At 63.2% G+C, this 22,696-nt stretch carries 20 protein-coding genes; 13 read left to right on the forward strand and 7 right to left on the reverse strand.

Annotation, left to right across the window (positions count from 1 at the left end; translation table 11 throughout):
- The first annotated feature begins 51 nt into the window (after positions 1-51).
- The gene (locus AWB80_RS13130) at positions 52-654 is read left to right on the forward strand and encodes a helix-turn-helix domain-containing protein (protein ID WP_061175097.1); all 603 of its coding nucleotides are present in this window, start codon (positions 52-54) and stop codon (positions 652-654) included.
- 137 nt (positions 655-791) lie between these two features.
- Here AWB80_RS13130 and AWB80_RS13135 read toward each other — a convergent pair whose 3' ends face one another.
- Positions 792-980 (reverse strand): CsbD family protein, encoded by a 189-nt coding sequence (locus AWB80_RS13135; RefSeq protein ID WP_061175098.1) that lies wholly within the window; start codon positions 978-980, stop codon positions 792-794.
- 268 nt (positions 981-1,248) lie between these two features.
- Between AWB80_RS13135 and AWB80_RS13140 the strand changes: the two genes are divergently transcribed.
- Positions 1,249-1,605 carry a DUF2471 family protein gene (locus tag AWB80_RS13140; RefSeq protein ID WP_061175099.1) on the forward strand — a complete coding sequence of 119 codons (357 nt, stop codon included), beginning with the start codon at positions 1,249-1,251 and terminating at the stop codon, positions 1,603-1,605.
- Positions 1,606-1,674: 69 nt separating this feature from the next.
- Here AWB80_RS13140 and AWB80_RS13145 read toward each other — a convergent pair whose 3' ends face one another.
- Entirely contained in the window at positions 1,675-3,099 is a 1,425-nt protein-coding gene (locus AWB80_RS13145) for a DUF2252 domain-containing protein (RefSeq protein ID WP_061175100.1), read from the reverse strand.
- 187 nt (positions 3,100-3,286) lie between these two features.
- On the opposite strand from AWB80_RS13145, the gene AWB80_RS13150 reads away from it, so the two are divergent.
- Complete coding sequence (locus AWB80_RS13150) at positions 3,287-4,327, forward strand: tyrosine-type recombinase/integrase (protein WP_061175101.1); 1,041 nt, start codon at positions 3,287-3,289, stop codon at positions 4,325-4,327.
- A gap of 24 nt (positions 4,328-4,351) precedes the next feature.
- Here AWB80_RS13150 and AWB80_RS13155 read toward each other — a convergent pair whose 3' ends face one another.
- A complete protein-coding gene (locus tag AWB80_RS13155; RefSeq protein ID WP_087131239.1) occupies positions 4,352-5,551 on the reverse strand; it encodes a DNA-binding protein in 1,200 nt (399 codons plus the stop codon).
- A 1,720-nt stretch (positions 5,552-7,271) separates the two neighbouring features.
- On the opposite strand from AWB80_RS13155, the gene AWB80_RS13160 reads away from it, so the two are divergent.
- Complete coding sequence (locus AWB80_RS13160) at positions 7,272-8,636, forward strand: replication initiation protein (RefSeq protein ID WP_061175103.1); 1,365 nt, start codon at positions 7,272-7,274, stop codon at positions 8,634-8,636.
- 54 nt (positions 8,637-8,690) lie between these two features.
- Here AWB80_RS13160 and AWB80_RS13165 read toward each other — a convergent pair whose 3' ends face one another.
- Positions 8,691-9,755 carry a ParB/RepB/Spo0J family partition protein gene (locus tag AWB80_RS13165; protein ID WP_061175104.1) on the reverse strand — a complete coding sequence of 355 codons (1,065 nt, stop codon included), beginning with the start codon at positions 9,753-9,755 and terminating at the stop codon, positions 8,691-8,693.
- Between the two features lie 24 nt (positions 9,756-9,779).
- The gene (gene parA, locus AWB80_RS13170; RefSeq protein ID WP_061175105.1) at positions 9,780-10,442 is read right to left on the reverse strand and encodes a ParA family partition ATPase; all 663 of its coding nucleotides are present in this window, start codon (positions 10,440-10,442) and stop codon (positions 9,780-9,782) included.
- Between the two features lie 360 nt (positions 10,443-10,802).
- On the opposite strand from parA, the gene AWB80_RS13175 reads away from it, so the two are divergent.
- Entirely contained in the window at positions 10,803-13,205 is a 2,403-nt protein-coding gene (locus tag AWB80_RS13175; RefSeq protein WP_061175106.1) for a bifunctional acetate--CoA ligase family protein/GNAT family N-acetyltransferase, read from the forward strand.
- Here the strand turns inward: AWB80_RS13175 and AWB80_RS13180 are convergent.
- Together AWB80_RS13180 and AWB80_RS13185 are read right to left on the reverse strand one after the other, a co-directional pair.
- Entirely contained in the window at positions 13,202-13,747 is a 546-nt protein-coding gene (locus AWB80_RS13180; RefSeq protein ID WP_061175107.1) for a hypothetical protein, read from the reverse strand. The two genes, AWB80_RS13175 and AWB80_RS13180, sit on opposite strands and share 4 nt — an antisense overlap.
- A 93-nt stretch (positions 13,748-13,840) precedes the next feature.
- A complete protein-coding gene (locus AWB80_RS13185) occupies positions 13,841-14,617 on the reverse strand; it encodes an IclR family transcriptional regulator (RefSeq protein ID WP_061175108.1) in 777 nt (258 codons plus the stop codon).
- Between the two features lie 225 nt (positions 14,618-14,842).
- Between AWB80_RS13185 and AWB80_RS13190 the strand changes: the two genes are divergently transcribed.
- Genes AWB80_RS13190 through AWB80_RS13225 form a run of 8 tightly spaced genes read left to right on the forward strand, consistent with a single transcriptional unit; the run spans position 14,843 to position 22,680 of the window.
- Positions 14,843-15,847: a sugar ABC transporter substrate-binding protein gene (locus AWB80_RS13190; RefSeq protein WP_061175109.1), complete on the forward strand. Its 1,005-nt coding sequence runs from the start codon at positions 14,843-14,845 to the stop codon at positions 15,845-15,847.
- Positions 15,844-17,349, forward strand: coding sequence for a sugar ABC transporter ATP-binding protein (locus tag AWB80_RS13195; protein ID WP_061175110.1), 1,506 nt, complete (start codon positions 15,844-15,846; stop codon positions 17,347-17,349). The genes AWB80_RS13190 and AWB80_RS13195 overlap by 4 nt, the downstream gene beginning before the upstream one ends.
- The gene (locus AWB80_RS13200) at positions 17,339-18,361 is read left to right on the forward strand and encodes an ABC transporter permease (RefSeq protein ID WP_061175111.1); all 1,023 of its coding nucleotides are present in this window, start codon (positions 17,339-17,341) and stop codon (positions 18,359-18,361) included. Before AWB80_RS13195 ends, AWB80_RS13200 begins: the two co-directional genes overlap by 11 nt.
- A gap of 11 nt (positions 18,362-18,372) precedes the next feature.
- Positions 18,373-18,690 (forward strand): UxaA family hydrolase, encoded by a 318-nt coding sequence (locus tag AWB80_RS13205; protein WP_061175112.1) that lies wholly within the window; start codon positions 18,373-18,375, stop codon positions 18,688-18,690.
- 9 nt (positions 18,691-18,699) lie between these two features.
- The gene (locus tag AWB80_RS13210) at positions 18,700-19,968 is read left to right on the forward strand and encodes a UxaA family hydrolase (RefSeq protein WP_061175113.1); all 1,269 of its coding nucleotides are present in this window, start codon (positions 18,700-18,702) and stop codon (positions 19,966-19,968) included.
- 33 nt (positions 19,969-20,001) lie between these two features.
- The gene (locus AWB80_RS13215) at positions 20,002-21,051 is read left to right on the forward strand and encodes an aldo/keto reductase (RefSeq protein ID WP_061175114.1); all 1,050 of its coding nucleotides are present in this window, start codon (positions 20,002-20,004) and stop codon (positions 21,049-21,051) included.
- Entirely contained in the window at positions 21,048-21,884 is an 837-nt protein-coding gene (locus AWB80_RS13220; RefSeq protein ID WP_061175115.1) for an amidohydrolase family protein, read from the forward strand. Before AWB80_RS13215 ends, AWB80_RS13220 begins: the two co-directional genes overlap by 4 nt.
- A gap of 52 nt (positions 21,885-21,936) precedes the next feature.
- Positions 21,937-22,680, forward strand: a complete 744-nt coding sequence (locus AWB80_RS13225) for an SDR family oxidoreductase (protein ID WP_061175116.1) — start codon at positions 21,937-21,939, stop codon at positions 22,678-22,680.
- The last annotated feature ends 16 nt before the right edge of the window (positions 22,681-22,696 follow it).

The raw sequence follows: 22,696 nt of genomic DNA on the forward strand, positions 1-22,696 counted from the left end.
ATATCGAACTACATTCCGATATGACGAACACTCTAAGGGATTGGTCGATTCATGGCAAGCACGGGTTCGGAAGGAAAAGCAGGCGACTTCGCGGCGACCGGTGCGGCGCCGCCGCGCGTCGGCGAAACCATTCAACGATTACGCAATGAAAGAAAATTGACGCTTGACGATCTGTCACGGGCCGCGGGCGTGTCGAAGTCGATGCTGTCGGAAATCGAGCGCGACAAGGCCAATCCGACCATCGCGGTCGCCTGGCGCTTGACCAACGCGCTCGGCATCAGTCTGGATCAGTTGTTCGCGCAACAAAGACCCGTCGAGGCGATTCGCGTCGCTGGGCCGCACGAAATACCCACGCTGAACGGCGACAACGGCGGCTATCAGTTGCGCGTGTGGGGCCCGATAGAACTCGCCGGCAAATTCGAGTGGTACGAACTCACGTTGCAATCGGGCGCGGCACTTACGTCGAACGCGCATGAGCCGGGCACGCGCGAACATCTCACCGTCCTGAATGGATCGATTGAAGTGGAAGCCTCGGGGACAACGCGGCGTCTGAAGGCGGGGGAAACCGCGCGGTATGCAGCGGACGAGGCGCACGCGATCCGCAACGTGGGCCGTGCCGAAGCCCGAGCATTGCTGGTGGTCGTTCACGGCTGAGCCGACGCCCGCGAGCGCCGGTTTATGCGCATAAAGTCAAGGCTCGCGAAAGCTCACCGTCGAACGAAAAACGGGACGCACGAAACAGTGCGTCCCGCTCCAACCGGCATCGCATTCGCGGCGCCGTGATGCCCGTGTTACGGGGCCTTCTTGACACTGTCCTTCAGTTCTTCGCGCGCATCACCCACGCCCTTTTGCACCTTGCCCGCCGCCTGCTGCAAGTCGCCCTTGGCTTCCTGAGCCTTGTCGCCGGTCATTTTCCCGACGCCCTCGTTGATCTTGCCCTTGACCTGCTTGCCAACGCCTTCGACTTGATCCTTGTTCATCTCAGTTCTCCCGTGGTTTGCAACGCTCTTTGTCCGCGCAGTGCCCTCGACCGAACGCACGACGGCGTCTGCGCGTTCCGCTCAGGAGAGTTCCCAAGCATGGCTCAACGATGCGCTTCGTTCGCCAGCACGCAAAGCGGCGGATGTCTGAAATGCACGTAGGCGGAATCGCACATACACCCGGGTCGAGTAGCGCGACGCTATTTTCATTGCAACAAGTACTGTATGTTTGTACAGTACAATAAGACCAGTTGGGAAGGGGTGAATCATGGAGTCGAACGGCGAAAATCTAAGCAGGAAACAGTTCTCCCGTGCGGTGCGCGACCTCGAGCGCATCACGCGTCAAGTAGCGGGGCGTTACATCGAGCAAGGCGTGCCGCTGACCTGGCGGCTGCTGCATGCAATCGAGGCCGAGGCGGTGGCAGACCTGGGTTTTGCCGGACGGCACGAACCGGCGTTACGCGAATTGTTCGCGCGGCCCGATAACTTTCACTTTCCCGAAACGGACGATGTAGTCGACGTCGCCTGCTCCGACGCCTTGCCGGCCGTGTTCGCCTTCGCGGTCGACGCCTACGAGCGTGCCGCCCGACACGGCCGACCGCAACTCGCCATCGCCGCCCACTGATTCCCCCTGCACCCCGGCACGCGGCCAGTCCCGCGTGCCCCGGTTCATCGCACTTCCAGATCAATATCCTCAAGGCGCGAAGTCGGCCGCCATGTCCGCATCGGAACGTGCCAGAAGCTTGCCGTCCCGACACGCCGTGCGAAACAGCTCGTAGTCCTTTTCTACCTGATCCGCGTAAGCGCGCCCATATCGCACCAGCGCTTCGGCCATCCGATCGCTGTTGCCGATATAGCCTGAAATCTCCAGCGCGAGACCGCCCGATTTGGCGTGCGCGCGCGCGAGTGCCCAGCCGCACAGCGCGGCGTATTCGCGAAAGGCTTCGTCGCTGTAGGTTTCGATCTCGGGGGAAATCTTCATGTCGCGCAACTGGCGGATGTACAGCGTGCGCCCGAGCGGGCCCGTCGCCCAGCCGAGAAATGGGTCGGTGGCCGCCTGCATCAAACGTTGTCCGTGAACCACGCGCTGGCCGTCGTGTTCCGGCTCGTGCGCATCTTTCGCGTGTTTCACGTATCTCGCGACAACCGACGTCGACGCCTCCTTCATCTGCAGGAAGAGCGGTCTGTCGTGGTGATCGGTCAACAGCAAAACGAGGCAGCGCGTGCCGACACTGCCCACGCCGACGACCTTGAACGCGACATCCTGAAACGTGAACTGCGACAGCAGCCGCGCGCGCTCCGGCGTCAGCGTCCCGACATAGTCGCGTAACAACGCCGCGAAAATCTCCTCCCGGCTGCTTTTCAGCGTCATCCAGGTGTCGCTGCCGTCGATCAGTGTGTGCTTGCCGCGAATGTGAAATACCGCGGGCGGCGCATCGCGGATGCGCCACGCGTTGCCGATTCGATCCGCGAGCTTCGGCAGCATCGTCTCGTGCGTGCGGCGCGACGCGCGCTCGATGCCGCGCTTGATGCGCCGCCGTGCATCGTCGCTCAGCACCGTGTCGTACATCCGATCGAAGGTGATGCGTTCGTACCAGAGATCGAGCACGCTCATTTCGGCGTACTCGCGCAGATGTGTCTGATAACTGCGCGCGGCGAAAAACGCGAACTCGTCGGCGGCGAGATCGCCGTGACCAAGATGGCGCCCGGCGATCGTGAAGCTGGCGACGAGCCGCTTCAGATCCCACTCCCACGGTCCAGGCGCGGTTTCATCGAAGTCGTTGAGATCGAAGATGAGCGCGCGCTCGGGCGTCGCGAAACCGCCGAAGTTGGACAAGTGACAATCGCCGCAAATCTGAATGGCGATGCCACTGTCCGGCGTCGCGGCCAGATCATGTGCTTGCAGGATCGCACTGCCACGATAGAACGTGAACGGCGACACGAGCATGCGCCCGTAGCGCAACGGAATCAGCGCGTCGACGCGGCCTTTACTGCTCATTCGCAGGAGTTCGATGGGATCGCGATCGACGTCGCCGATCGCATCCTGCGCGCCACGCGGGGTGCGCTCGCGCGCGGCGCGTCCGTTCGCGCGGCGTTCCTGCCAGGTTTGCCGGGCCATCGTTCACTCCTCTTGACGCTTGGTGCTTGCGGGTGGAAGGAAGCCGTATCAACGACAGTAGGCGACGACATGCACACCCGGCAAGACAGTTATCGACACTTCGATGAACGCCTTCGCTTGACGACAGGCGCTCGAAGCCCGACCCTGTGCGCAGTGCAATACAGCGCGCAACGCGCCTTCCGACACCATGCCGACCACTTCCGATCTCTTCGACCAACAGCGCGCCGACTGGCAGGCGGACCCGCATGCCGCGTTCGATGCATGGCTCGCCCAGCAGTCGTTCCGGGCGTCATCGGCGGATGTCTATCGTGCGCAGTGGGGCAATTTTCTCGAGTGGCTCGCCGCGAAGCGCGCGACCTTGCATACCGTGCAGCGGCCCGTCATCGAGCAATTCGTCGGGCAACTGGACATTCGTCGTCCGCAGCGCATGCGCTACCTGAGACTGATCGAGCGCGTGCTGGATCATGTGCGCGAAGTGGAATCGGCGGCGACGAACCCGGCGCGCTTCATCGCGCAGGACGGCGACGCTGCGTGGCGCAAAGCGCGCGATAACGAGCCGACCGGCTTTCTCACGCACGACGAGCGTGCGCTGCTCGTTGCGCATCTGTTTTCGCCGGTCGGCGCGCTGCCGGCGGGACAGCGCTGGCGCGAGCGGCGTGACCGGGCGCTCGTTGCGGTGTTTCTGGGCGCCGGCGTGAAGACCGGCGAAGCGGCACAGTTGAAGGTCGATTGCTACGCGGCGGGCGCGCCGTACATCACCGTCGACGCGTCGAATCCGCTGCTGATCAGGCAAGCGCGCCTTGCGCCGTTCGCCGTCGATTTGCTCGACAACTGGATCAGCGAGCGCAAGACGGCGGAACTCGCAGGCGAATTGCTGTTTCCGGCCGCACCCTCAGGCCGCCCGATGCACAAGGCGACGATGCTCCGTGCCATCGACGCGGTCGTGGCCGCTTCGGGGATCGCCGCGTCGCGCGTCGCGCGGGCGAGTCCGCAGACCCTGCGCAACACGTATGCAGCGGAACTGTTTGAAGACGGAACGGACCCTGATCGTGTCGGGCAGTGGCTCGGATTCCAGCAGACGATCTCGGTTCACCGGCTGCATCGCGCGTGGCAGGAATGGATGGGTGAGCAAATACGGGAGCGGGATATCGCTCGCGCGCGCGCTGGCGCGAGTCAGGATGCGGACGCGCCGGGTCCGATCGACGATCCCGAAAACGCTCACCTTTGAGCGCAGGTCGTCCGCGTCGCCCGGTCATGACGCGCTGACGCGCGCGGATCGGACGAATCCATCGATGGCCGCAAGCTTCGACGACGCCGCACCCGAGGTCCGCTCACAGTTCGGGCAGGACAGTTCGTACTCGTCTTCGTGACGCTGCAACTCCAGTTCACCGAGTTCGCATGCTGGACAAGCACCGGGCGCGACGACGTGCGCATCGAGTTGCGTGCCCAGGACGGCGATCTCGGCGGCGCTCAGGCGTCCTTCCGCCGCAAGCGACGCAACCAGAGCGCCAACTTCCGCGCTGGCCCCGGATTGAACTCGCTGCGCGTCGCGCTCTCGAACCAGCGCGTCGATTTCGTCGGACTGGGTGCGCACCTGCGACTCGAGGCGATCGGCGCGGCTGCGGGCAGCGCTAAGCTGTTGAATAAAATCGAATTCTTTCTGACCTGCCTCGCGAGCGCCCGCCTGATACGTGGCGGCCATGCCCCGCAAGGAGTCGAGTTCGACCAGCATCGGATGAACGCGCCGCTCGGCTTCCTTGACGGCGTCCTTGATCTGCTGGGCGTAGTGCTCGGTGTTGTGGCGCAACTCGTCCTGCAATTCGTCGACATGGTCGCGAAGTCGTGCCGACGACTCTCGCTCCTGCTGCAAGCGCTCCGACAACGCCTCGTTTTCCTTTTCCCAGCGAGCGATCACTTCACGCAAGCCGGCCTGCGCGTCCGATCCTTGCGTTCGCAAGGCCTTCAGCTCGGCCTCGAGTGCCGCGATTTTCGCCGCGCCGGCTTCGGCACGTCCCTCCGCGCGCTGGTGCGCCTGCTCGATTGCTTGGCGACGGGCGTCGGCATCGCGGATTTGAGCGTGTGCGGTCTGAACGGCGGTGTCGAGGCGCGACTTTTCGTCGTCCAAGGCAGAACGCGCATGCTTTTGGGCTTCGTCATACAGTGCCGCCAGAAGCTCGCCGGCGCGTTCCTGCAAGGCTTCCGGCATCGCGCCAGCGTCGACGCGTACACGCACGGCGGAACGCAGGCTAGCCCAGAACGCTTCGATGTCGCGGGGAATGTCGCTCGCGCTGCCGGTCTGGGTTAGTTCGCGGACTGTCGTTACGGAAGGACGGACGCCCAGATCGAAGAAAAGGCGTTTGCAGGCGTGCTGAGAAAGTTCTTGTCGTCGAGCGCCGGACGCTCGCATTGTTTCGATTTCTTGACGCAGGGTATCGCGGATAGGCTGGTCCATGACAAGCTGATGAGCAGTTCAACATATTGATCATAACGTTTTACGTGACGATCGTTACGAATTTCCTTGAGCGAACAGTTCTTGCAGCGTGTTGCGTCGGTTCCTCACTCATTCCCCGCTTTTGCGTCCATGAGCGATGAGTTTTCGTGAAACACCCTCAGGATACGCCTACAAGCTTCTGATTTCATGCAGATTTTAGCGTGTCGAAGGGTTGGCAGCGATGTTTCACGGGTTATAGCGTGTTCTCCATGTCTTTCTGCAGAACACAGCGCGGCTTGAGAGTATTAGAAGTAAACACCCTTGAACCCTTGTTAAAACAGTTAACGCCTGGCGGAACCCTTATCGCACAAGGGTTTGCGGGCTATTGGGTGAGCTTGTTCGGGAAGGATGGTGAAGCTCTACGGGACACACGGGTGATGAGCTTCAGGGAACGGGGTGAGGACTCACGGGAGAGATCGTGAGCGGGTTCAGGAAGCATCAGAAATGCCAAGGTGAGCAAATTCGGGACGATTGTACCGTCTGGCCGTTGGTGGGCGGGACCGTATTCCAAGCGTATGACTGGTTAAGGGTGAGGATGTGCGGGGCGGTCTAAAACATGCGATTTGCAGATGAAGTCAGGTCGTTTTTACCGAGTGGTGAGGCTTATCGGGAGAAGTCCGTTAGCAAAGGTGAGGCTTTTCGGGCTTCGAACCGTGGTCGGGGCACGTTTTGCGTCCGTTTTACCTCAACGGTGAGGCTTTGCGGGAGCCGATGCAGTGAAACTGGCATTGCAAAAGGCATCCGGACATCGGTCGATCTCCATTTTGGCCGTTTAGTCGGTCAAAGGTGAGTGTTTTCGGGGCTGAAAGATGGATTGACCACCCCGTTCGCTGGTTGAGGCGCCGCCGGAAAACGTGAGGATTTTCGGGAGTTGAATCAGCCATATGTCCGCGCGCTGGAAGTCTGAAGGCATGTGCGCCGCAAAAATTTCAATCAAAACAGCGACATAGATTGGACCAGGTAGGGTAGATCCGAGGAAGGGTGAGCGAATTCGGGAGCAGAGCCGGCAGCAGGAACTGCGCCCATGGTGAGAATCTTCGGGATCGAACTTCCTCGGATCGTCGTGAAGAAAGCGAGATAAATGCCCGGCGCGCCGGGCTTTTCTGTGCGTCCCGATGGAGAGGTGAGTCTTTACGGGAGCTCAAGTGAGGTTTTGCGGGAGGCGATCAATGGTCCAAAAACCCGGCAAAGGTGAGACGTTCCGGGATTCAATCTCCTGAGCGAACCCACGCACGGTGGCTCGGAGCATAGCGCTGGGATTCGATTGAATGACTCGAGGTGAGACTTTTCGGGATTCGCTTCAGCTTGCCGATAACAAGTGAGCCGCCGCGTCGCCCGATCTGCACCGAAGAAGGCGCGGTGCCCGCGATTTCCGTCCGCCGTTGCGCTGTATCGCACGCGCCACATCGCGTTGAACCAGCGAAATTTTTTTGAGGTGAGACTGTTCGGGAGTCCCGTTCGAACATCACGATCGAGAAGAAAAGTCGCGCAATCCGTTTACCCGCACGGGCACTACATAAATGAGATGGACGCGAACGGTGAGTGGTGAGCGTTTACGGGAGCGCACCGCAGTGAGTGTGAACAGCGCATCCTGCATCACCCCATTACGGTGAAGCCTCCCCTATAGACGCGATTCACCCCTGTCGGTATCCTTGCTCGCAATATCGACCCTGATCACCGCATGGCCACCAAGCGCGCAAAGAAAACCGACGTAGTCAGCCCGAGTTCGGCGGAGTTGCGCAAGGCGGTCGAGGCCATTGCGATTCAGCCGAAAAGCGGCAAGATCACGTTGCTCACGAGAAAACTGTTCAACGTCTTGCTCGCGGTTGCACAACAGGCTGACGAATCCGGCGACACGTACCGCGCACTGCTTTCGGATATCGTCGCGAACTCCGCGTTCGATTCGAACGATACTGCTCTGGTCAAGGAGCACTTGCGCCGGATGGTGTCGGTGCAGGTCGAGTGGAGTACCGGCACGTCGAGTCAGAAGCCCGGTCGCAAATGGGGCATTTCGACCCTGATCGCCGACGCCGAAATTCTCGAAGATCCGACGACACGCCGCGTATGGGTCGAATTCTCCTTCGCACCGAAGATCAAGAAAAAGCTGCTGGACCCCGTGCAGTATGCACGTCTGAGCCTGCAGTTTCAAAGCCAGTTGCGCAGCAGCGCCGGCCTCGCGCTCTACGAAATCTGCGTTCGTTACCTGACCAATCCGAGCCATCTGACGATGCGCGAAACGTGGGAATGGTGGCGCCCGATCCTGTCCGGCACACCCGACACGGAAGCCGGCGACGAAGCCAAGCGCGAATACAAGTACTTCAAGCGTGACTATCTGCGCCCGGCGATCGCGGAAGTGAACGCGGTGACGAATATTTTCGTCGAACTGGTGGAGCATCGCGAGGGGCGGCGCGTGGCGGAAATCCAGTTTCGTGTGACCGAGCGCAAGCAACCGATGCTTGCGCTCGACGAACATCCGAATGTGTTCGACAGTACGCTCGTCGACCGCATGGTGAAGATCGGCATTCCGCTCAAGGACGCGCAGACGCTCTACGCCGACAGCGAAGAGAATCGCATCCGCGCCGCGCTGCAGATGACCGAGCAGCGCATGCGCAGCACTTCGTTGCCGCCGGTTCGCAGTGCCGCGGCGCTGTTCAAGGATGCGCTCAAGAAAGGTTATGCGCCGCCGGTCGAGGCGTTGCCTGCGGCCGCCGGTGGCACGGCGGCCCGCGCGCCGGCGACCGTCTCCGCCGCTGCCGACGATCTCAAAGCCCGTTTGCTCAGCGAATTTTCAGCGCACCGTCGCAAGGAAGCGCGTGTACTGTACGACGAGCAAGGTGAGGAAGAACGGGAGATCGCGCGTCAGTCGTTCGAGGAAGACGTGCTGCCGGGACTGGGCACGCATATGCGCGATGACTGGCGCAAGCGCGGATTGGGTTCGAAGCTCGCCGAGACGTCTTTCTTCGACTGGCTTGCTCGCAAGACCTGGGGAGACCCCACGGACGGCGACTTGCTGGCTTTTACGTTGAATCAGTCGCGCGTCGGTTGATGCCGAAGGGCTGGAAAGGCCACCGAAGGACGACTTCGGCGGCCACTCATCGCATTACTTCCTGGTCTCGTCAGGCTTGAGCATCAATTCGATCTGATGCAGCAACTCGTCGCGCTTTTCGCGGGACAAACCACGTAGACGCAACTCGAGACGATCCTCCCCATACGACTTCAGATCGCCAACCGCTACGCCATCGAGTTTGATCTCGAGACGCTGTGCATAGCGCTGGCGGCTGGGCGTCTTCGGCGCTTCCTGCGCGCTCGCGCGTCCCTTGACGATATCGGCGACCTGGCGCGTGCTCAGATCGTCCGACGTGATCTTGTTGATGAGCCGCAGTGTGGCATCGCTGCCGCGCGCGGTGTGATAACGCGCGATCTGATAGGCCATGTTCGAACCGAATCGGTCCGGGCGCGCCACCATCTCGTGCATGACGTTCTCTGGCAGCTTCGCGATTGACAACGCAACAGCGATTGTCGATTCGTCGAGGCCCAGATGGTCCGCCAGTTCGCGCTGGCTCTGAAAGTGCTGTTCGTCGAGGAAACGCCGCCAGACCACTGCGTTGTCGAATACGGTCTGGGAGTCGCGCTGAACGTTCAGGTCATAACCCAGTTTGTAGCTCTGAATGCCGATCGGGAGATCGACCACCACCGCCTTCACCGTTTCCTTGTTCGCCTCTTTCAGCGCGCGCACACGGCGACCGCCATCGCTGACAAAGAACGTCCCCGGATTCTCGTAGTCGGGGATGACATGGATGGCCTGCTGTTGCCCCTGCTTCGCGAGATTGACCGCCAGTTCCGCAATCGAGGTCTTGAGATAGAAATGGCGCGGATTGAACGGGCTCGGCTTGATCGACTTCAACGGCAGCTCGATCACTTGCCCCGTCGTGTAGCGATTCGCGCGTCGCCACGCCCGATATTCATCGGACTCCGGACCGGTAGCGGCATCGCCGGGTTCGTCGGCGACGAATGCGCTGGATCGGCCGTTCGCCGCGGCCTGTCCCACGTGCTGGATATCGACGATGCCGTCGATCGCATTGAGCCGGTCGAGTGCCGTGCGCTTCTCGCTGCTCGTCGAGTCGGGGCGGGCCTTGAAGCCCTTTGCAAACTGGGACGGTTTCATTCAGGGTCCTTTATGCGCATAAAGTCAGGGGAGCATGTCGAGGATCTCGTCGGCCACAGCGCGAATCTCCGTGGCAGCGAGGCGCGATCCCCGATCGCTCATTTGAAGTACGGTCTGTCCGAGCGCCATCGCCTGCTTGTAGCACTCGCGCGTGGGGATCTGGGTCTTGAGTAGAGGAAAGCCGAGCTCTTCGAGGGCGACCTTCAGTTCGCGCGTGAGCATGCGCTTCTCTTCGGTCTTGTTGAGAAGGAAGACGGCGCGCAGATCCTCGTTCATCACCTGCGCTTGTTGCACGAGCTTGACGAGACCGACGCTCGACCAATAGTCCGCCGGGGACGACGAAGTCGGAATCACAGCCACACTTGCCGCGAGCAGGACGACGCCGGAGACCTTCTCGGTGATCGACGGCGGGCAGTCGACCACGATGATGTCGTAGTCGTTGACGAACTTCTTGATCTCGCGATGGATCTGCCCACCCGCTTCCGAGAGATTCACGACGGGAAACGGAATCCCGCTCTCGCCATCCGATCCAGCGCTCGACCAATGAATGAGCGTGTTCTGACCATCTGCGTCGACTACCAGCACACGCTTCTTCTTTTCATGAAAGGCCGCACCGAGATGCATCGCAATCGTGCTTTTGCCGACGCCGCCCTTCTGCTGCGTGATCGCTATGATTTCCGCCGCCACGTTTTGCTCCGATTTTTGAAGTCCGTTGAATTCTACATTGGCGTAATCATTTTTCCAGTGTTAAACACAAACAAATAACAATCGTTGGCCATTCGGCCGAGGTTTATGCGCATAAAGTCGGCGCGTGCTCGGGAGACGACGGCGGTCGGGCGATGGGAACTGGACTTTATGCGCATAAAGTCCACGGCACGCGCTGCCTAACCCTACAGTGAGTCGTAGCGGCCGCGCACATGCGACGCGATCTTTATGCGCATAAAGTCTCCCGCGCGCCATCCGACGCAAAACGTCCCACGTCATCACCCCCAGAACAAAATCGCCTATGCTAGGCGCTGTCCCAACCGCTGCCATGCCGGAGCCTCCATGACCGTTCGCAACCTGGACATCCTGTTCGCGCCCAAGTCGATCGCAATCGTGGGCGCGTCTTCGCGCGCGGGCAGCATCGGCGAGATGGTCTGGACGCACGCGTCGTGCGGGGGATTCAAAGGTCCGCTCTGGCCGGTCAACCCGAAGTACGGATCGTTGGGCGGTGAAACCGTCTTTCGGGACGTCGACGCGCTACCCGAAGCGCCGAACGTCGCCGTGCTCTGCACAAAACCGCACACGTGGCCGGACCTCGTCGAGCGTCTGGGCCGGCGTGGGACGAAAGCGGTGGTGATCGTCGGCGAAGCGAAGCAGCGCGGCGATTCGTCATCGAGCACTGACACGGATCAATGGACCGTACGCACGCTTGCGGCAGCTCGCCCTTTCCTCGTGCGCGTCGTCGGTCCTGCAAGTCTGGGGGTGGTGACGCCCGCCATCGGCGCATGTCTTGGCGCGCCGGCGTGCAGTGTGAAGTCCGGTGGCGTCGCGTGGGTATCCGGCTCGAATGCGTTGACGAACGGCGTGCTGGGCTGGGCGCGCGCGCGCGGGCTGGGCTTTTCGCGTATCGTCGCGCTCGGCGATGAAGCCGATGTCGATTCCGGCGACATCCTCGATTTCCTTGCGAGCGATGCGTCGACGCGCGCGATCCTGCTTGCCATCGAAAGCCTCAAGTCGGCGCGCAAGTTCATGTCCGCGGCGCGCGCCGCCGCACGCAACAAACCGGTGCTCGTGCTTCGTACCGGTCGCGATGACCCGTTCGACCGTCTCTATGGCGCCGCCTTCCGTCGCGCCGGCCTGGTCCGCGTCGACTCGCTCGACGATCTGCTCGACGAAATCGAAACCCTCGGTATCGGCCGCGTTGCGGCAAGCGATGTGGCGACCGTCATCACGAGCGATCGCGGCGTCGCGGCGCTTGCCCGGGACGCGTTCAGTGCCGCCGGCGACGACCTCGCGCAATGGCCCACCGCCGCGCGCGACGCCATCGCGGCCGCGCTGCCTCGCGCTCATGCGGGCAATCCGCTGCTGCTTGGCGACGACGCCACGCCGGCCGATTTCGGCGCCGCGCTCGAAGCGCTCGCGGCCCATCGCGAAACCGGCACCGTATTCGTCGTGCATGCGCCGACACATAGCGCGCCCGTCGCGAAAGTCGCGGAAACGTTGATCGCCGAGCGGCGCCACGCGTATCGCGGATTGCTGGCGTGCTTTTTCGGCTGCGCCGATGCGGCCACGCGCGACGAACTGCACGCGAACGGCATACCCGTGCATACGACGCCGCATCGGCTCGCGCGTGGCTTCGCGCGCCTCGTCGATTTTCGGCAAGGCCGCGAACTGTTGATGCAAACGCCCGACGGCCTGCCCGTCGATATCCCGGAAGACATCGATGCCGCGCAGTCCGAGATTCGCGGCGCACTCGCAAACGGCATCGCCGAGCTGAACGGCGAACGTGCCGCGCGCGTGCTCGCCCGCTTCGGCATCACGGTGAAACCGGGACCACCCGATTCGCTGACGAGCGACGCCGTCGAGATTGAGGCGCGCCTGCTCAACCATCGCGTCTTTGGCCCGGTCTTCGAGTTCAGGGCCGAAGGCGCGCTCGGCCTGGCGGATGCGCTGCACGAGTTCGCGTTGCCGCCGCTCAATCCGATTCTGGCGCGCGATCTCGTCATGCGCTCGCCGCGCTCGCGCGAATTGCCCGCCGAGGCGCTCCTCAACGCGCTGACATCGCTGTCGCAACTCGTTTGCTATATCGAAGAGATCGTTGCGCTGCGGCTCACGCTGCGCGTGACGCGCGATGCGGTTGCCGTTCACGAGCCGCAACTCACGTTGGGCGCGCATCGCAAGCCGCTCGCGATCGTCCCGTATCCGCGCTGCCTCGAAGAGACGCTCGACTGGCGTGGCATGCGTGTCACCGTGCGACCGATTCGTCCCGAGGATGAAGACGCGCACGCCGCGTTCGTCGCCGCGAATACCGCCGAAGATTTGCGCCTGCGTTTTTTCGGCGCGGTGCGCAGCTTCGATCACTCGCAACTCGCGCGCATGACGCAGATCGATTACGACCGCGAAATGGCGCTGATCGTGACGCGAGCGAATGGCGATGGCGTGGGCGAGACGCTCGGCGTGGCGCGCGCTATCGCCGATCCCGACAACGAGACCGCCGAATTCGCCGTGGCCGCGCGCTCGGATATGAAGGGGAGAGGGTTGGGGTCGCTGCTGCTGTCGCGCATCATCGACTACGCGAGAAATCGCGGTACGCGCTGGATGGTGGGCGAAGCGTTGCGCGAGAATGCCGGCATGATCGCGCTCGCGCGCAACAAAGGCTTCGAATTGACCAAAACCGAAGACCCGGGCGTCGTCGGCTTCAGGATGCGGCTGTGCGATACGCCGTCACAGCCGCGCAAGGATTAGGCGGCAAGTTTGTCGAGCGCTTCGTCGATCTGAACGCGAGATAGCGAAAGCTCGTCGAGCAATGCTTCGGCGTACGTATTTCCCGTTTCCTTTTCGAGCCGCGCGATCGTCAACGCGCAACGCGACGTGTCCTTCAACGTCGCGATGAACCCTTTCACCGATTGCCCCGACGTGAACGCCTCGAAGAGCGGCACGCGAATTTCCTCGGGCAACGCGCGCGACGTCCACTGATACGGCTTGCCGTTATGTGTCAGTTGCGGCGGCAGCATGCGCTCCTTCTTCGCGGCGGGAATCAGGCCGAAGGTGCGCGCCGCATCGCCGATCTGCTCGGCTGAGAAAAGCTCATCGGGCGTGATGTCGAATTGCGCGATATACGTTTCGATCGTCTGCATCGCGGCTGCGCGATCGTCGCGCTTCTTCTGCGCGCGCGCGACGATTTCGCGCAACTCGTCGGCTTCTTCGGACGTGATCGTGAAGTTGGCCTGCTTGTGCTGGAGTTCGGTGAAGCGGAGGAATTCGGAATCGGAAAGGAGTTTCGCCATCGGGAATGCGCCGGGTTGAACACGACGGCACGCCATCGCGGCGCGCCGTCATTTTGAGAGGGCCGCCATTCTAACGCGCGGAGCGTGCGCCGTTCAGTCGTGCATCATCGAAAGCGAATCCGCCGCGTCCCGCAAAAGCGCGGTTACGTCGTCGATCGATGGCGCCACGTACTCGTCGATCCGCCGCATATACGGGCAGGTGAGGGCGGCGATCGCCTGGCCCGACGGCCCAAGCAGTGGAAACGTCACGTCCGTCACGCCGAAGGTCTGCTGACTGTCCTTCTTCGAATAACCGACCGCGCGAACCTGCTGATAGTCGGCGTCGAGCACCGCGCGATCGAGTTCGAGTTCGCCTTTGACCTTCGTATGCTCGGCGAGCATGTGCTCGCGCTGCTCGTCGGTCTGGAACGCGAGCATCACGCGGCCCGAGCCGGTATCGATCAGGCCGACGCGCGAGCCGAGCCGCACCGAAATACCCCACGTGCCGGGGCCGTCCACTTGCGCGATGACGAGCAGATTGCCGCGATCGTAGACCGCGAGATGCACCGATTGCTCGGCTGCGTCCGCGAAACGCTGCATCACCGGCAGCGCTTCGGCGATGAGCCGGTTCATCGGCGGATGACGATGCGCGAGCGCGTAGAGCTTCAGGCTCAGCGAATAGCGATCGCCTTCGGGAGAGCGCACGACGTATTGCCGCGCGACCAGCCGCTCCAGCATCCGATACATCTCGCTCGCGTTGCGTCCGAGCAGCTTCGTGATCTCGGCACGCGTGAGCCCCGATTTCTGCTCCGACAGCAATTCGAGGATATCGAGCCCCTTGTCGAGCGCGGGCGCGCGATAGCGGTCGGCATCGTTGTCTTCAACGTCCATGTGCAGTCTGGGTCGGTTCATTTATGAATCGCGCGAGTTTAAGCCTTTTGTCATCGAACGAAAAATCCGGCTAGGGAAACTACCGACCGGTTTCGCCATGCGTCGTCCTTGACTTCGAATTGTGCGTATATGAATAATACGTTCACTGATGAATCAACGCACCGGTAGTTTTCCGCAGCCCCACGTTGCAGTCACCAAGAACAGCACACATCAGGAGACAAGCAGATGACGTTCACCCGGAAACTCGCTGCCGTCGCGATCGCGGCGGTTGGCACCATCGGCATGGCCCATGCGGCCGAAAGCGGCAAAGTCGGCCTCGGCCTGCCGCTCTTGACCTCGCCGTTCTGGCAGTCGTACAACAACTACCTGCCGAAATACGCGAAGGAGATGGGTCTCGATATCCTCGCGCCCGTCAATTCGAACGGCGATCCTGCGCAACAGATCACCGACATGAACAACCTGCTGAATCTGGGCGCGCGCGGCATCGTCGTCGGGCCGCTGGATTCGGCGGCGATCAGCCGCGCGCTCGACGCGTCGTCGGCGAAGAGCGTGCCGGTCGTCGCGGTCGATGTCGCGCCGACGCAGGGCAAGGTCGCGATGGTCGTGCGCGCCGACAACCGCGCCTACGGCACCAAGTCGTGCGAGTACATCGGCGAGCACGTGAAGTCGGGCAAGGTCGTGCAGATCATGGGCGATCTGGCGTCGGTGAATGGCCGCGACCGCTCCGAGGCATTTCGCGCGTGCCTGAAGAAATATCCGTCGCTGAGCCTGCTGGAGATTCCGGCTGCATGGAAAGGCGACGCCGCCGCGACCGCGCTCGACAGCCTGCTGACCGCGAATCCCGACGTGAAGGCGATCTACATGCAGGCGGGCGGCGTCTATCTGTCGCCGACGCTGCAGACGCTGCGCCGCAAGCAACTGCTGGTGAAGGCGGGCGATCCGAAGCACATCGTGATCGTGAGCAATGACGGCATCCCGCAGGAATACGATGCGATCCGCCGCGGCGAGATCGACGCGACCATCTCGCAGCCCGCCGATCTGTACGCGAAATACGGCCTCTTCTATATCAAGGCCGCGCTCGCCGGACAGAGCTTCAAGCCTGGCCCGACCGATCACGGCAGCACGATCGTGCAGCGCGCGCCCGGCATTCTGGAGGATCAGTTGCCCGCGCCGCTCGTGACGAAGACCAACGTCGACGACAAGTCCCTCTGGGGCAACAACATCAAATGAGCGCACCCGTCGTTGAAGCGATCGGGCTGACCAAGCGCTACGGCTCGACCGCCGCACTCGCCGACGTCACGATGCGCGTGCTGCCCGGCGAGTCGCATGCGCTCGTCGGGCGCAACGGCGCGGGCAAATCGACCCTCGTGTCGATGATCACCGGCCTGCGCAAACCCGACGCCGGCGAGATCCGCTTCGGCGGTGAGAGCGCGCCGCCGCTCGTCGATCGCGACGCCTGGCGCGAGCGCGTCGCGTGCGTCTATCAGCATTCGACGATCATCCGCGAACTGTCCGTTGCCGAGAACCTGTTCATCAACCGGCAGCATCGGCGCGGCGGCGTGATCGATTGGCGCGCAATGCGCCGCGACGCCCGCGCCTTGCTCGATCACTGGAAGATCGACGTGCGCGAGGATGCACGCGCGGGCGATCTGACGGTCGAGGCGCGGCAGCTCGTGGAAATCGCGCGGGCGCTGTCGTACGGCGCGCGCTTCATCATCCTCGACGAGCCGACTGCACAGTTGGACGGCGAGGAGATCAAGCGTCTCTTCAGGCGTATCGAAGAGTTGCAGCGCGAAGGTGTCACTTTCCTGTTCATTTCCCATCACTTGCAGGAAGTGTACGAAATCTGTCAGGCAGTGACCGTTCTGCGCGATGCCAGGCATATCGTCAGCGCACCGGTTTCTGCGTTGCCGCGCGACAAGCTGATCGAAGCGATGACGGGCGAACAGGGCGGTCTCGCCGTCGCGGATGCGGCTGCGCGTGCGCCTCTGCCCGCCGATGCATCGATCGCGCTGTCCGTGTCCGATCTCTGCGGCGACGACTACGGCGACGTGAGCTTCGCCGTGCGACGCGGCGAAGTCATCGGCCTGACGGGCGCGACGACGAGCGGCCGCACGAGCGTCGCGGAAGCCATCGCCGGTTTGAAGGCGCAGCGCAGCGGCGCGATCGAGGTCGATGGCCGCGCGCTTCCTCCCGGCGACGTGCCTGCCGCGCTCGCGCGTGGCGTCGGCTGCGTGCCGAAAGACCGGCATCGCGAAGGACTGGTGCTGTCGCAATCCGTCGCGGAGAACGCGTCGATGACGATCGCGCGCACGCTCGGGCGCTTCGGCATCGCGTCGCCGGCGCAGAAGAACGCGTTCGGACGCCGCATGATCGCGGCGCTGGGCATCAAGACGCAGGGGCCGGAGCACATCGTGTCGGGCCTGTCGGGCGGCAATCAGCAAAAAGTGGTGATGGCGCGCGCGCTCGCCACCGATCCGAACGTGCTCGTGCTCATCGATCCGACCGCCGGCGTCGACGTGAAGTCGAAAGAAGCGCTGCTCGGCGTCGTCGAGCGCGTGCGCGAGGAAGGCAAGGCGGTGCTCGTCGTCTCCGGCGAACTCGACGACCTGCGCACCTGCGATCGCGTGCTCGTGATGTTCCGGGGCGCCATCGCCGCCGAATTTCCTGCCGGTTGGCAGGACCATGAACTGATCGCATCCGTCGAAGGAGTGAGTCTCCATGAAGCATGATGTTTCCAGTCCCGCGATGGCCGGCGTGCCGATGCAGCGGCCGCGCCCGCGCATCGAACTCGCGCGCTTTCGCGATCTCGCACTCGTACCCGCGCTCGCGTTGCTGCTCGCGATCGGCGCGTTCGTCAGCCCGAGCTTTCTGACGCAGGCGAATCTGATCAGCATTCTCGGCGCATCGGCGGCGCTCGCGCTCGTCGTGCTCGCTGAATCGCTGATCGTGCTGACCGGCAAGTTCGACTTGTCGCTCGAATCGACAGTTGGCATCGCGCCCGCCGTCGGCGCGATGCTCGTGATGCCCGCGGCGTCGGCGGGTTTCGGCCTCGAATGGCCGGCGGCGGCGGGGCTCGCGGCGATCGTCGTCGTCGGCGCGGCGGTCGGTTTCATCAACGGCTTTCTGGTCGTGCGGCTGCGCCTGAACGCGTTCATCGTCACGCTCGCGATGCTGATCGTGCTGCGCGGCATGCTCGTCGGCGCGACCAAGGGCGGCACGCTCTTCGACATGCCGCCGTCGTTCTTCACGCTCGCGACGACGCTCGTGCTCGGCCTGCCGCTCTCCGTCTGGCTCGCGGCGGCGGCCTTCGCGGTCGCCGCGTTCATGCTGCGCTACCACCGGCTCGGCCGCGCGCTCTATGCGATCGGCGGCAATCCGGAAGCGGCGCGCGCGGCGGGCATTCGCGTCGAGCGCGTCACCTGGGGCGTGTTCGTGCTGGGCAGCGTGCTCGCGTCCATCGGCGGGCTGATCGTGACGGGCTATGTCGGCGCGATCAACGCGAATCAGGGCAACGGCATGATCTTCACGGTGTTCGCCGCGGCGGTGATCGGCGGCATCTCGCTCGACGGCGGCAAGGGCACGATGCTCGGCGCGCTGTCAGGCGTTTTGCTGCTGGGCGTCGTGCAAAACCTCCTGACACTTGCGCAGGTTCCGTCGTTCTGGATTCAGGCGATCTACGGCGCGATCATCCTCGGCTCGCTGATGGTGGCGCGGCTCGCGGGTGGCGAAGCCCAAACTTGAGCTATCGAACGATGCAAACCAACACCGATCCGCGCCTCATTCTGCTGAGCCCGGAGGACAACTGCCTGATCGCTGCCGCGCGCCTGCCGCAAGGCGAAACGCTGCTGATCGAAGGCGAGGCCGTCACGCTCGCGACGACCATCGAACTCGCACACAAGGTCGCGCGGCGCGCGCTGTCGAAGGACGACAAGGTGCTGCGCTACGGCGCGATCATCGGCCACGTGAACGCCGATGTCCCGCGCGGCGCGCATCTGCACACGCACAACCTTGAAAGCGACTACATCCCGACATACACGCACGATGCCGGGCACGCTTACGTACAGCACTGAAGAACAGTCATGAACAGTCCCGCATTGCAAGGCTATCTCCGAGCGGATGGCAAGAAGGGCATCCGCAATGTCGTCGCGGTGGCGTATCTCGTCGAATGCGCGCATCACGTCGCGCGCGAGATCGTCACGCACTTCCGTCCATCGTTCGACGCGTTCGATGCCTTCGATCCGCAAGCCGAAGCGCCCGTGCATCTGATCGGCTTTCCCGGCTGCTATCCGAACAGTTACGCCGAAAAGATGCTGGAGCGCATCTGCACGCATCCGAACGTCGGCGCGGTGCTGTTCGTCTCGCTCGGCTGCGAGAGCATGAACAAGCACTATCTCGCCGATGTCGTGCGCGCGAGCGGCCGTCCCGCCGCCGTGCTGACGATTCAGGAAAAAGGCGGCACGCGCAGCACGATCCAGAACGGCCTCGACTGGGTGCGCGAGGCGCGCGCGACGCTCGCCGCGCAACCGAAAGTGCCGATGGCGCTCGACGAACTGATCGTCGGCACGATCTGCGGCGGCTCGGACGGCACGAGCGGCATCACGGCGAATCCGGCAGTGGGCCGCGCGTTCGATGCGTTCATCGACGCGGGCGCGTCGTGCATCTTCGAGGAAACGGGCGAGCTCGTCGGCTGCGAATTCCACATGAAGCGGCGGGCGGCGCGGCCCGAACTCGGCGAGGCGATCGTCGACTGCGTGCAAAAGGCCGCGCGCTATTACACGACGATGGGCCACGGCTCGTTTTCCGTCGGCAACGCGGACGGCGGGCTGACGACGCAGGAAGAGAAGTCGCTCGGCGCGTACTCGAAGAGCGGCGCGTCGCCGATCGTCGGCATCATCAAGCCGGGCGATGTGCCGCCGACCGGCGGCCTGTATCTGCTCGATGTCGTGCCGGACGGCGAGCCGCGCTTCGGCTTTCCCAACATCAGCGACAACGCGGAGATCGGCGAGCTGATCGCGTGCGGTTGTCACGTGATTCTCTTCACGACCGGACGCGGCTCGGTGGTCGGCTCGGCGATCTCGCCGGTCATCAAGGTCTGCGCGAATCCGTCGACGTATCGCAATCTGTCCGGCGACATGGACGTCGACGCGGGCCGCATCCTCGAAGGCCGCGCGACGCTCGACGAAGTGGGCCGCGAAATCGTCGATGTCACCGTCGCGGTGGCGGCGGGCGCGGCGTCGAAGTCGGAAGCGCTCGGGCATCAGGAATTCATCCTGACTTACAAAGCCTTCGAACCGGTCGGCCCCGCGTGTTTGCCCGCGAGCGTGGGACGCGTTACTGTGGCGGCTTGAGTTTCGCCATCTCAAAATCATTGGGGTTTGCAGATGACCGCAGAAGCGCAAGAAGCAGTTTCACGTCGACGCAAAATTGGCCGGACCGACCTGGACGTGACCGCGCTGTCGCTCGGCACCGCGCCGCTCGGCGGGCTGTATCACGAGCTCACGGAAGAGGAGGCGCGCGCGACCGTCGATGCCGCGTGGCAAGCCGGCATCCGCTTCTTCGATACCGCGCCGCATTACGGCCACACGAAGGCGGAGCATCGTCTCGGCGATGCGCTGCGGCGATATCCGCGCGGCGAGTATGCGTTGTCGACCAAAGTCGGCCGCCGCTTCGTCCCGCGCACGACTCCCGACGACGGCAGCGAGGGCTGGGCCGCGCCGCTGCCGTTCCAGGCAATCTACGACTACACCTACGACGGCATCCTGCGCTCGTTCGAAGACAGCCAGATGCGGCTCGGCATGATCGATATCGATATCGTGCTGATTCACGACATCGGCCGCGTCACGCACGGCGAGAAGAACGCGCACTACTGGAAGCAACTGACCGACGAAGGCGGTTTTCGCGCGCTCGAAGAACTGAAGCAATCGCGCGGCGTGAAGGCGGTCGGGCTGGGCGTGAACGAAGGCGCGGCCGTCATGGAAGCAATGGCCGAATTCGATATCGACTGCGCGTTGCTGGCGGGCCGCTACACGCTGCTCGAACAGAACACGCTCGACGATCTGTTGCCCGAATGCGAGAAGCGCGGCGTGAGCATCCTGCTCGGCGGCGCGTTCAACTCGGGCATTCTCGCGCGCGGTCTCGATGCGAACGCGCACGGAGATCTCAAGTTCAATTACGGCGATGCGCCGAAGGACATCGTCGAGCGCGTCGGCAAGCTGGAGCGCGTGTGCCGCGAACATGGCGTCGCGCTCTCGACTGCGGCCATCCAGTTTCCTTATGCGCATAAAGTCGTGGCCACGGTGCTGATGGGCGCGCGCACGCCGGATGAAGTGCGCGAGAACGCGGCCTCGTTCGCGACGCCGGTTCCGCCCGCGCTGTGGGACGCGTTGCGCACCGAAGGTCTGCTGCACGCGAATGCGCCGGTGCCGCGATGAATATCGACTCACATCAACACTATTGGGATCCGTCACGCGGCGATTATGGCTGGCTCAAGCCGGACATGAAGCCGCTGTATCGCATATTCGGTCCGGACGATCTCGCACCGCTGCGCGACGCAGTCGGCGTTCAGAAAACGGTCGTCGTTCAGGCCGCACCGACAGTCGACGAAACGCGCTATCTGCTCGATCTCGCGCGCCGCGACGATTCGATCGCGGGCGTCGTCGGCTGGGTGCCGCTCGATTCTCCGGATGCAGCGAAGATCATCGACGAACTCGCGCGCGAACCGAAGTTCAAGGCCGTTCGCCCGATGCTGCAAGACCTGCCCGACGATACGTGGATCGAACACGCGCCGCGCAAGGACGCGATCGAGCGCCTGATCGAACACGATCTCGCCTTCGACGCGCTGATCTTCGCGCGACATGTGCCTTCGCTGATCCGGTTCGTCGAGCGTTATCCGGCGTTGCGCGTGGTGGTCGATCATGGCGCGAAGCCGCCGATTCGCGACGGCGTCGACGGCGGCTGGCAGCCCTGGGCCGATGGCATCGCGCAACTCGCGGCGTTACCGCAGCGACTTTTTTGCAAACTTTCCGGCCTGGCCACGGAAGCAAAAGAAAACTGGACCGACGAAACGCTGAAACCCTACGTCGCGCATCTCATCGAACATTTCGGCGCGGCGCGCCTGATGTGGGGCAGCGACTGGCCCGTGCTCGATCTGAACGGCAGTTACACTGGCTGGCACAGCACGGCCAAAAACCTCACGTCTCATCTCGAAAAGGCTGAACAGGACGCGATTTTCGGCGCCAACGCCCGCGCGTTCTATCGTCTCTGAAACGGCTGATATACCCGGCATGTCTCAAAAAACACTTCGACTGGAGCAGTAGATGGTACAAAGACTGGCAGGCAAGACGGCGCTGATCACGGCGGCGGGACAGGGCATCGGGCTTGCGACGGCCGAGCTTTTCGCGGCGCAGGGCGCGCGCGTGATCGCGACGGACATTCGCACCGATTCGCTCGACGGCAAGCCCTTCGAAGTGCGCAGGCTCGATGTGCGCGACACGCAGGCGATCAACGCGCTGGCCGACGAAATCGGCGCGATCGACGTGCTGTTCAACTGCGCGGGCTTCGTGCACGCCGGCTCGATTCTGGAAGCGAGCGAAGAGGACTGGGATTTCGCCTTCGACCTGAACGCCAAGGCGATGTATCGTACGATTCGCGCTTTCCTGCCGAAGATGCTGGAAAAAGGCGGCGGCTCGATCATCAACATGTCGTCGGCGGCGTCGAGCGTGAAGGGCGTGCCGAACCGCTTCGTGTATGGTGCGTCGAAGGCGGCCGTGATCGGTCTCACGAAGGCCGTCGCCGCCGATTTCGTCACGCGCGGCGTCCGCTGCAACGCGATCTGCCCCGGCACGGTGGAGTCGCCGTCGCTGAAAGACCGCATCGCGGAGCAGGCGCAGGCGCAGGGCGCGAGCGTCGATCAGGTGCAGGCGGCGTTCGTCGCGCGCCAGCCGATGGGGCGCGTCGGCCGCGCCGAAGAAATAGCGGCGCTCGCGCTCTATCTCGGCTCGGACGAATCGTCGTTTACGACGGGCCAGATTCACATCATCGATGGCGGCTGGTCGAACTGACCACGCCCTCATTCTT

Origin of the sequence: Caballeronia pedi (genome assembly GCF_001544915.2) — a bacterium.
Lineage (GTDB): Bacteria > Pseudomonadota > Gammaproteobacteria > Burkholderiales > Burkholderiaceae > Caballeronia > Caballeronia pedi.

Coding starts and splice junctions, on each gene's coding strand:
- AWB80_RS13205 (WP_061175112.1), top strand. CDS start 18,373: ATGCAAACCAACACCGATCCGCGCCTCATTCTGCTGAGCCCGGAGGAC.
- AWB80_RS13195 (WP_061175110.1), top strand. CDS start 15,844: ATGAGCGCACCCGTCGTTGAAGCGATCGGGCTGACCAAGCGCTACGGC.
- AWB80_RS13145 (WP_061175100.1), bottom strand. CDS start 3,099: ATGGCCCGGCAAACCTGGCAGGAACGCCGCGCGAACGGACGCGCCGCG.
- AWB80_RS13165 (WP_061175104.1), bottom strand. CDS start 9,755: ATGAAACCGTCCCAGTTTGCAAAGGGCTTCAAGGCCCGCCCCGACTCG.
- AWB80_RS13180 (WP_061175107.1), bottom strand. CDS start 13,747: ATGGCGAAACTCCTTTCCGATTCCGAATTCCTCCGCTTCACCGAACTC.
- AWB80_RS13140 (WP_061175099.1), top strand. CDS start 1,249: ATGGAGTCGAACGGCGAAAATCTAAGCAGGAAACAGTTCTCCCGTGCG.
- AWB80_RS13150 (WP_061175101.1), top strand. CDS start 3,287: ATGCCGACCACTTCCGATCTCTTCGACCAACAGCGCGCCGACTGGCAG.
- AWB80_RS13175 (WP_061175106.1), top strand. CDS start 10,803: ATGACCGTTCGCAACCTGGACATCCTGTTCGCGCCCAAGTCGATCGCA.
- AWB80_RS13130 (WP_061175097.1), top strand. CDS start 52: ATGGCAAGCACGGGTTCGGAAGGAAAAGCAGGCGACTTCGCGGCGACC.
- AWB80_RS13225 (WP_061175116.1), top strand. CDS start 21,937: ATGGTACAAAGACTGGCAGGCAAGACGGCGCTGATCACGGCGGCGGGA.
- AWB80_RS13210 (WP_061175113.1), top strand. CDS start 18,700: ATGAACAGTCCCGCATTGCAAGGCTATCTCCGAGCGGATGGCAAGAAG.
- AWB80_RS13190 (WP_061175109.1), top strand. CDS start 14,843: ATGACGTTCACCCGGAAACTCGCTGCCGTCGCGATCGCGGCGGTTGGC.
- AWB80_RS13135 (WP_061175098.1), bottom strand. CDS start 980: ATGAACAAGGATCAAGTCGAAGGCGTTGGCAAGCAGGTCAAGGGCAAG.
- AWB80_RS13200 (WP_061175111.1), top strand. CDS start 17,339: ATGAAGCATGATGTTTCCAGTCCCGCGATGGCCGGCGTGCCGATGCAG.
- AWB80_RS13215 (WP_061175114.1), top strand. CDS start 20,002: ATGACCGCAGAAGCGCAAGAAGCAGTTTCACGTCGACGCAAAATTGGC.
- AWB80_RS13160 (WP_061175103.1), top strand. CDS start 7,272: ATGGCCACCAAGCGCGCAAAGAAAACCGACGTAGTCAGCCCGAGTTCG.
- AWB80_RS13220 (WP_061175115.1), top strand. CDS start 21,048: ATGAATATCGACTCACATCAACACTATTGGGATCCGTCACGCGGCGAT.
- AWB80_RS13155 (WP_087131239.1), bottom strand. CDS start 5,551: ATGGACCAGCCTATCCGCGATACCCTGCGTCAAGAAATCGAAACAATG.
- AWB80_RS13185 (WP_061175108.1), bottom strand. CDS start 14,617: ATGGACGTTGAAGACAACGATGCCGACCGCTATCGCGCGCCCGCGCTC.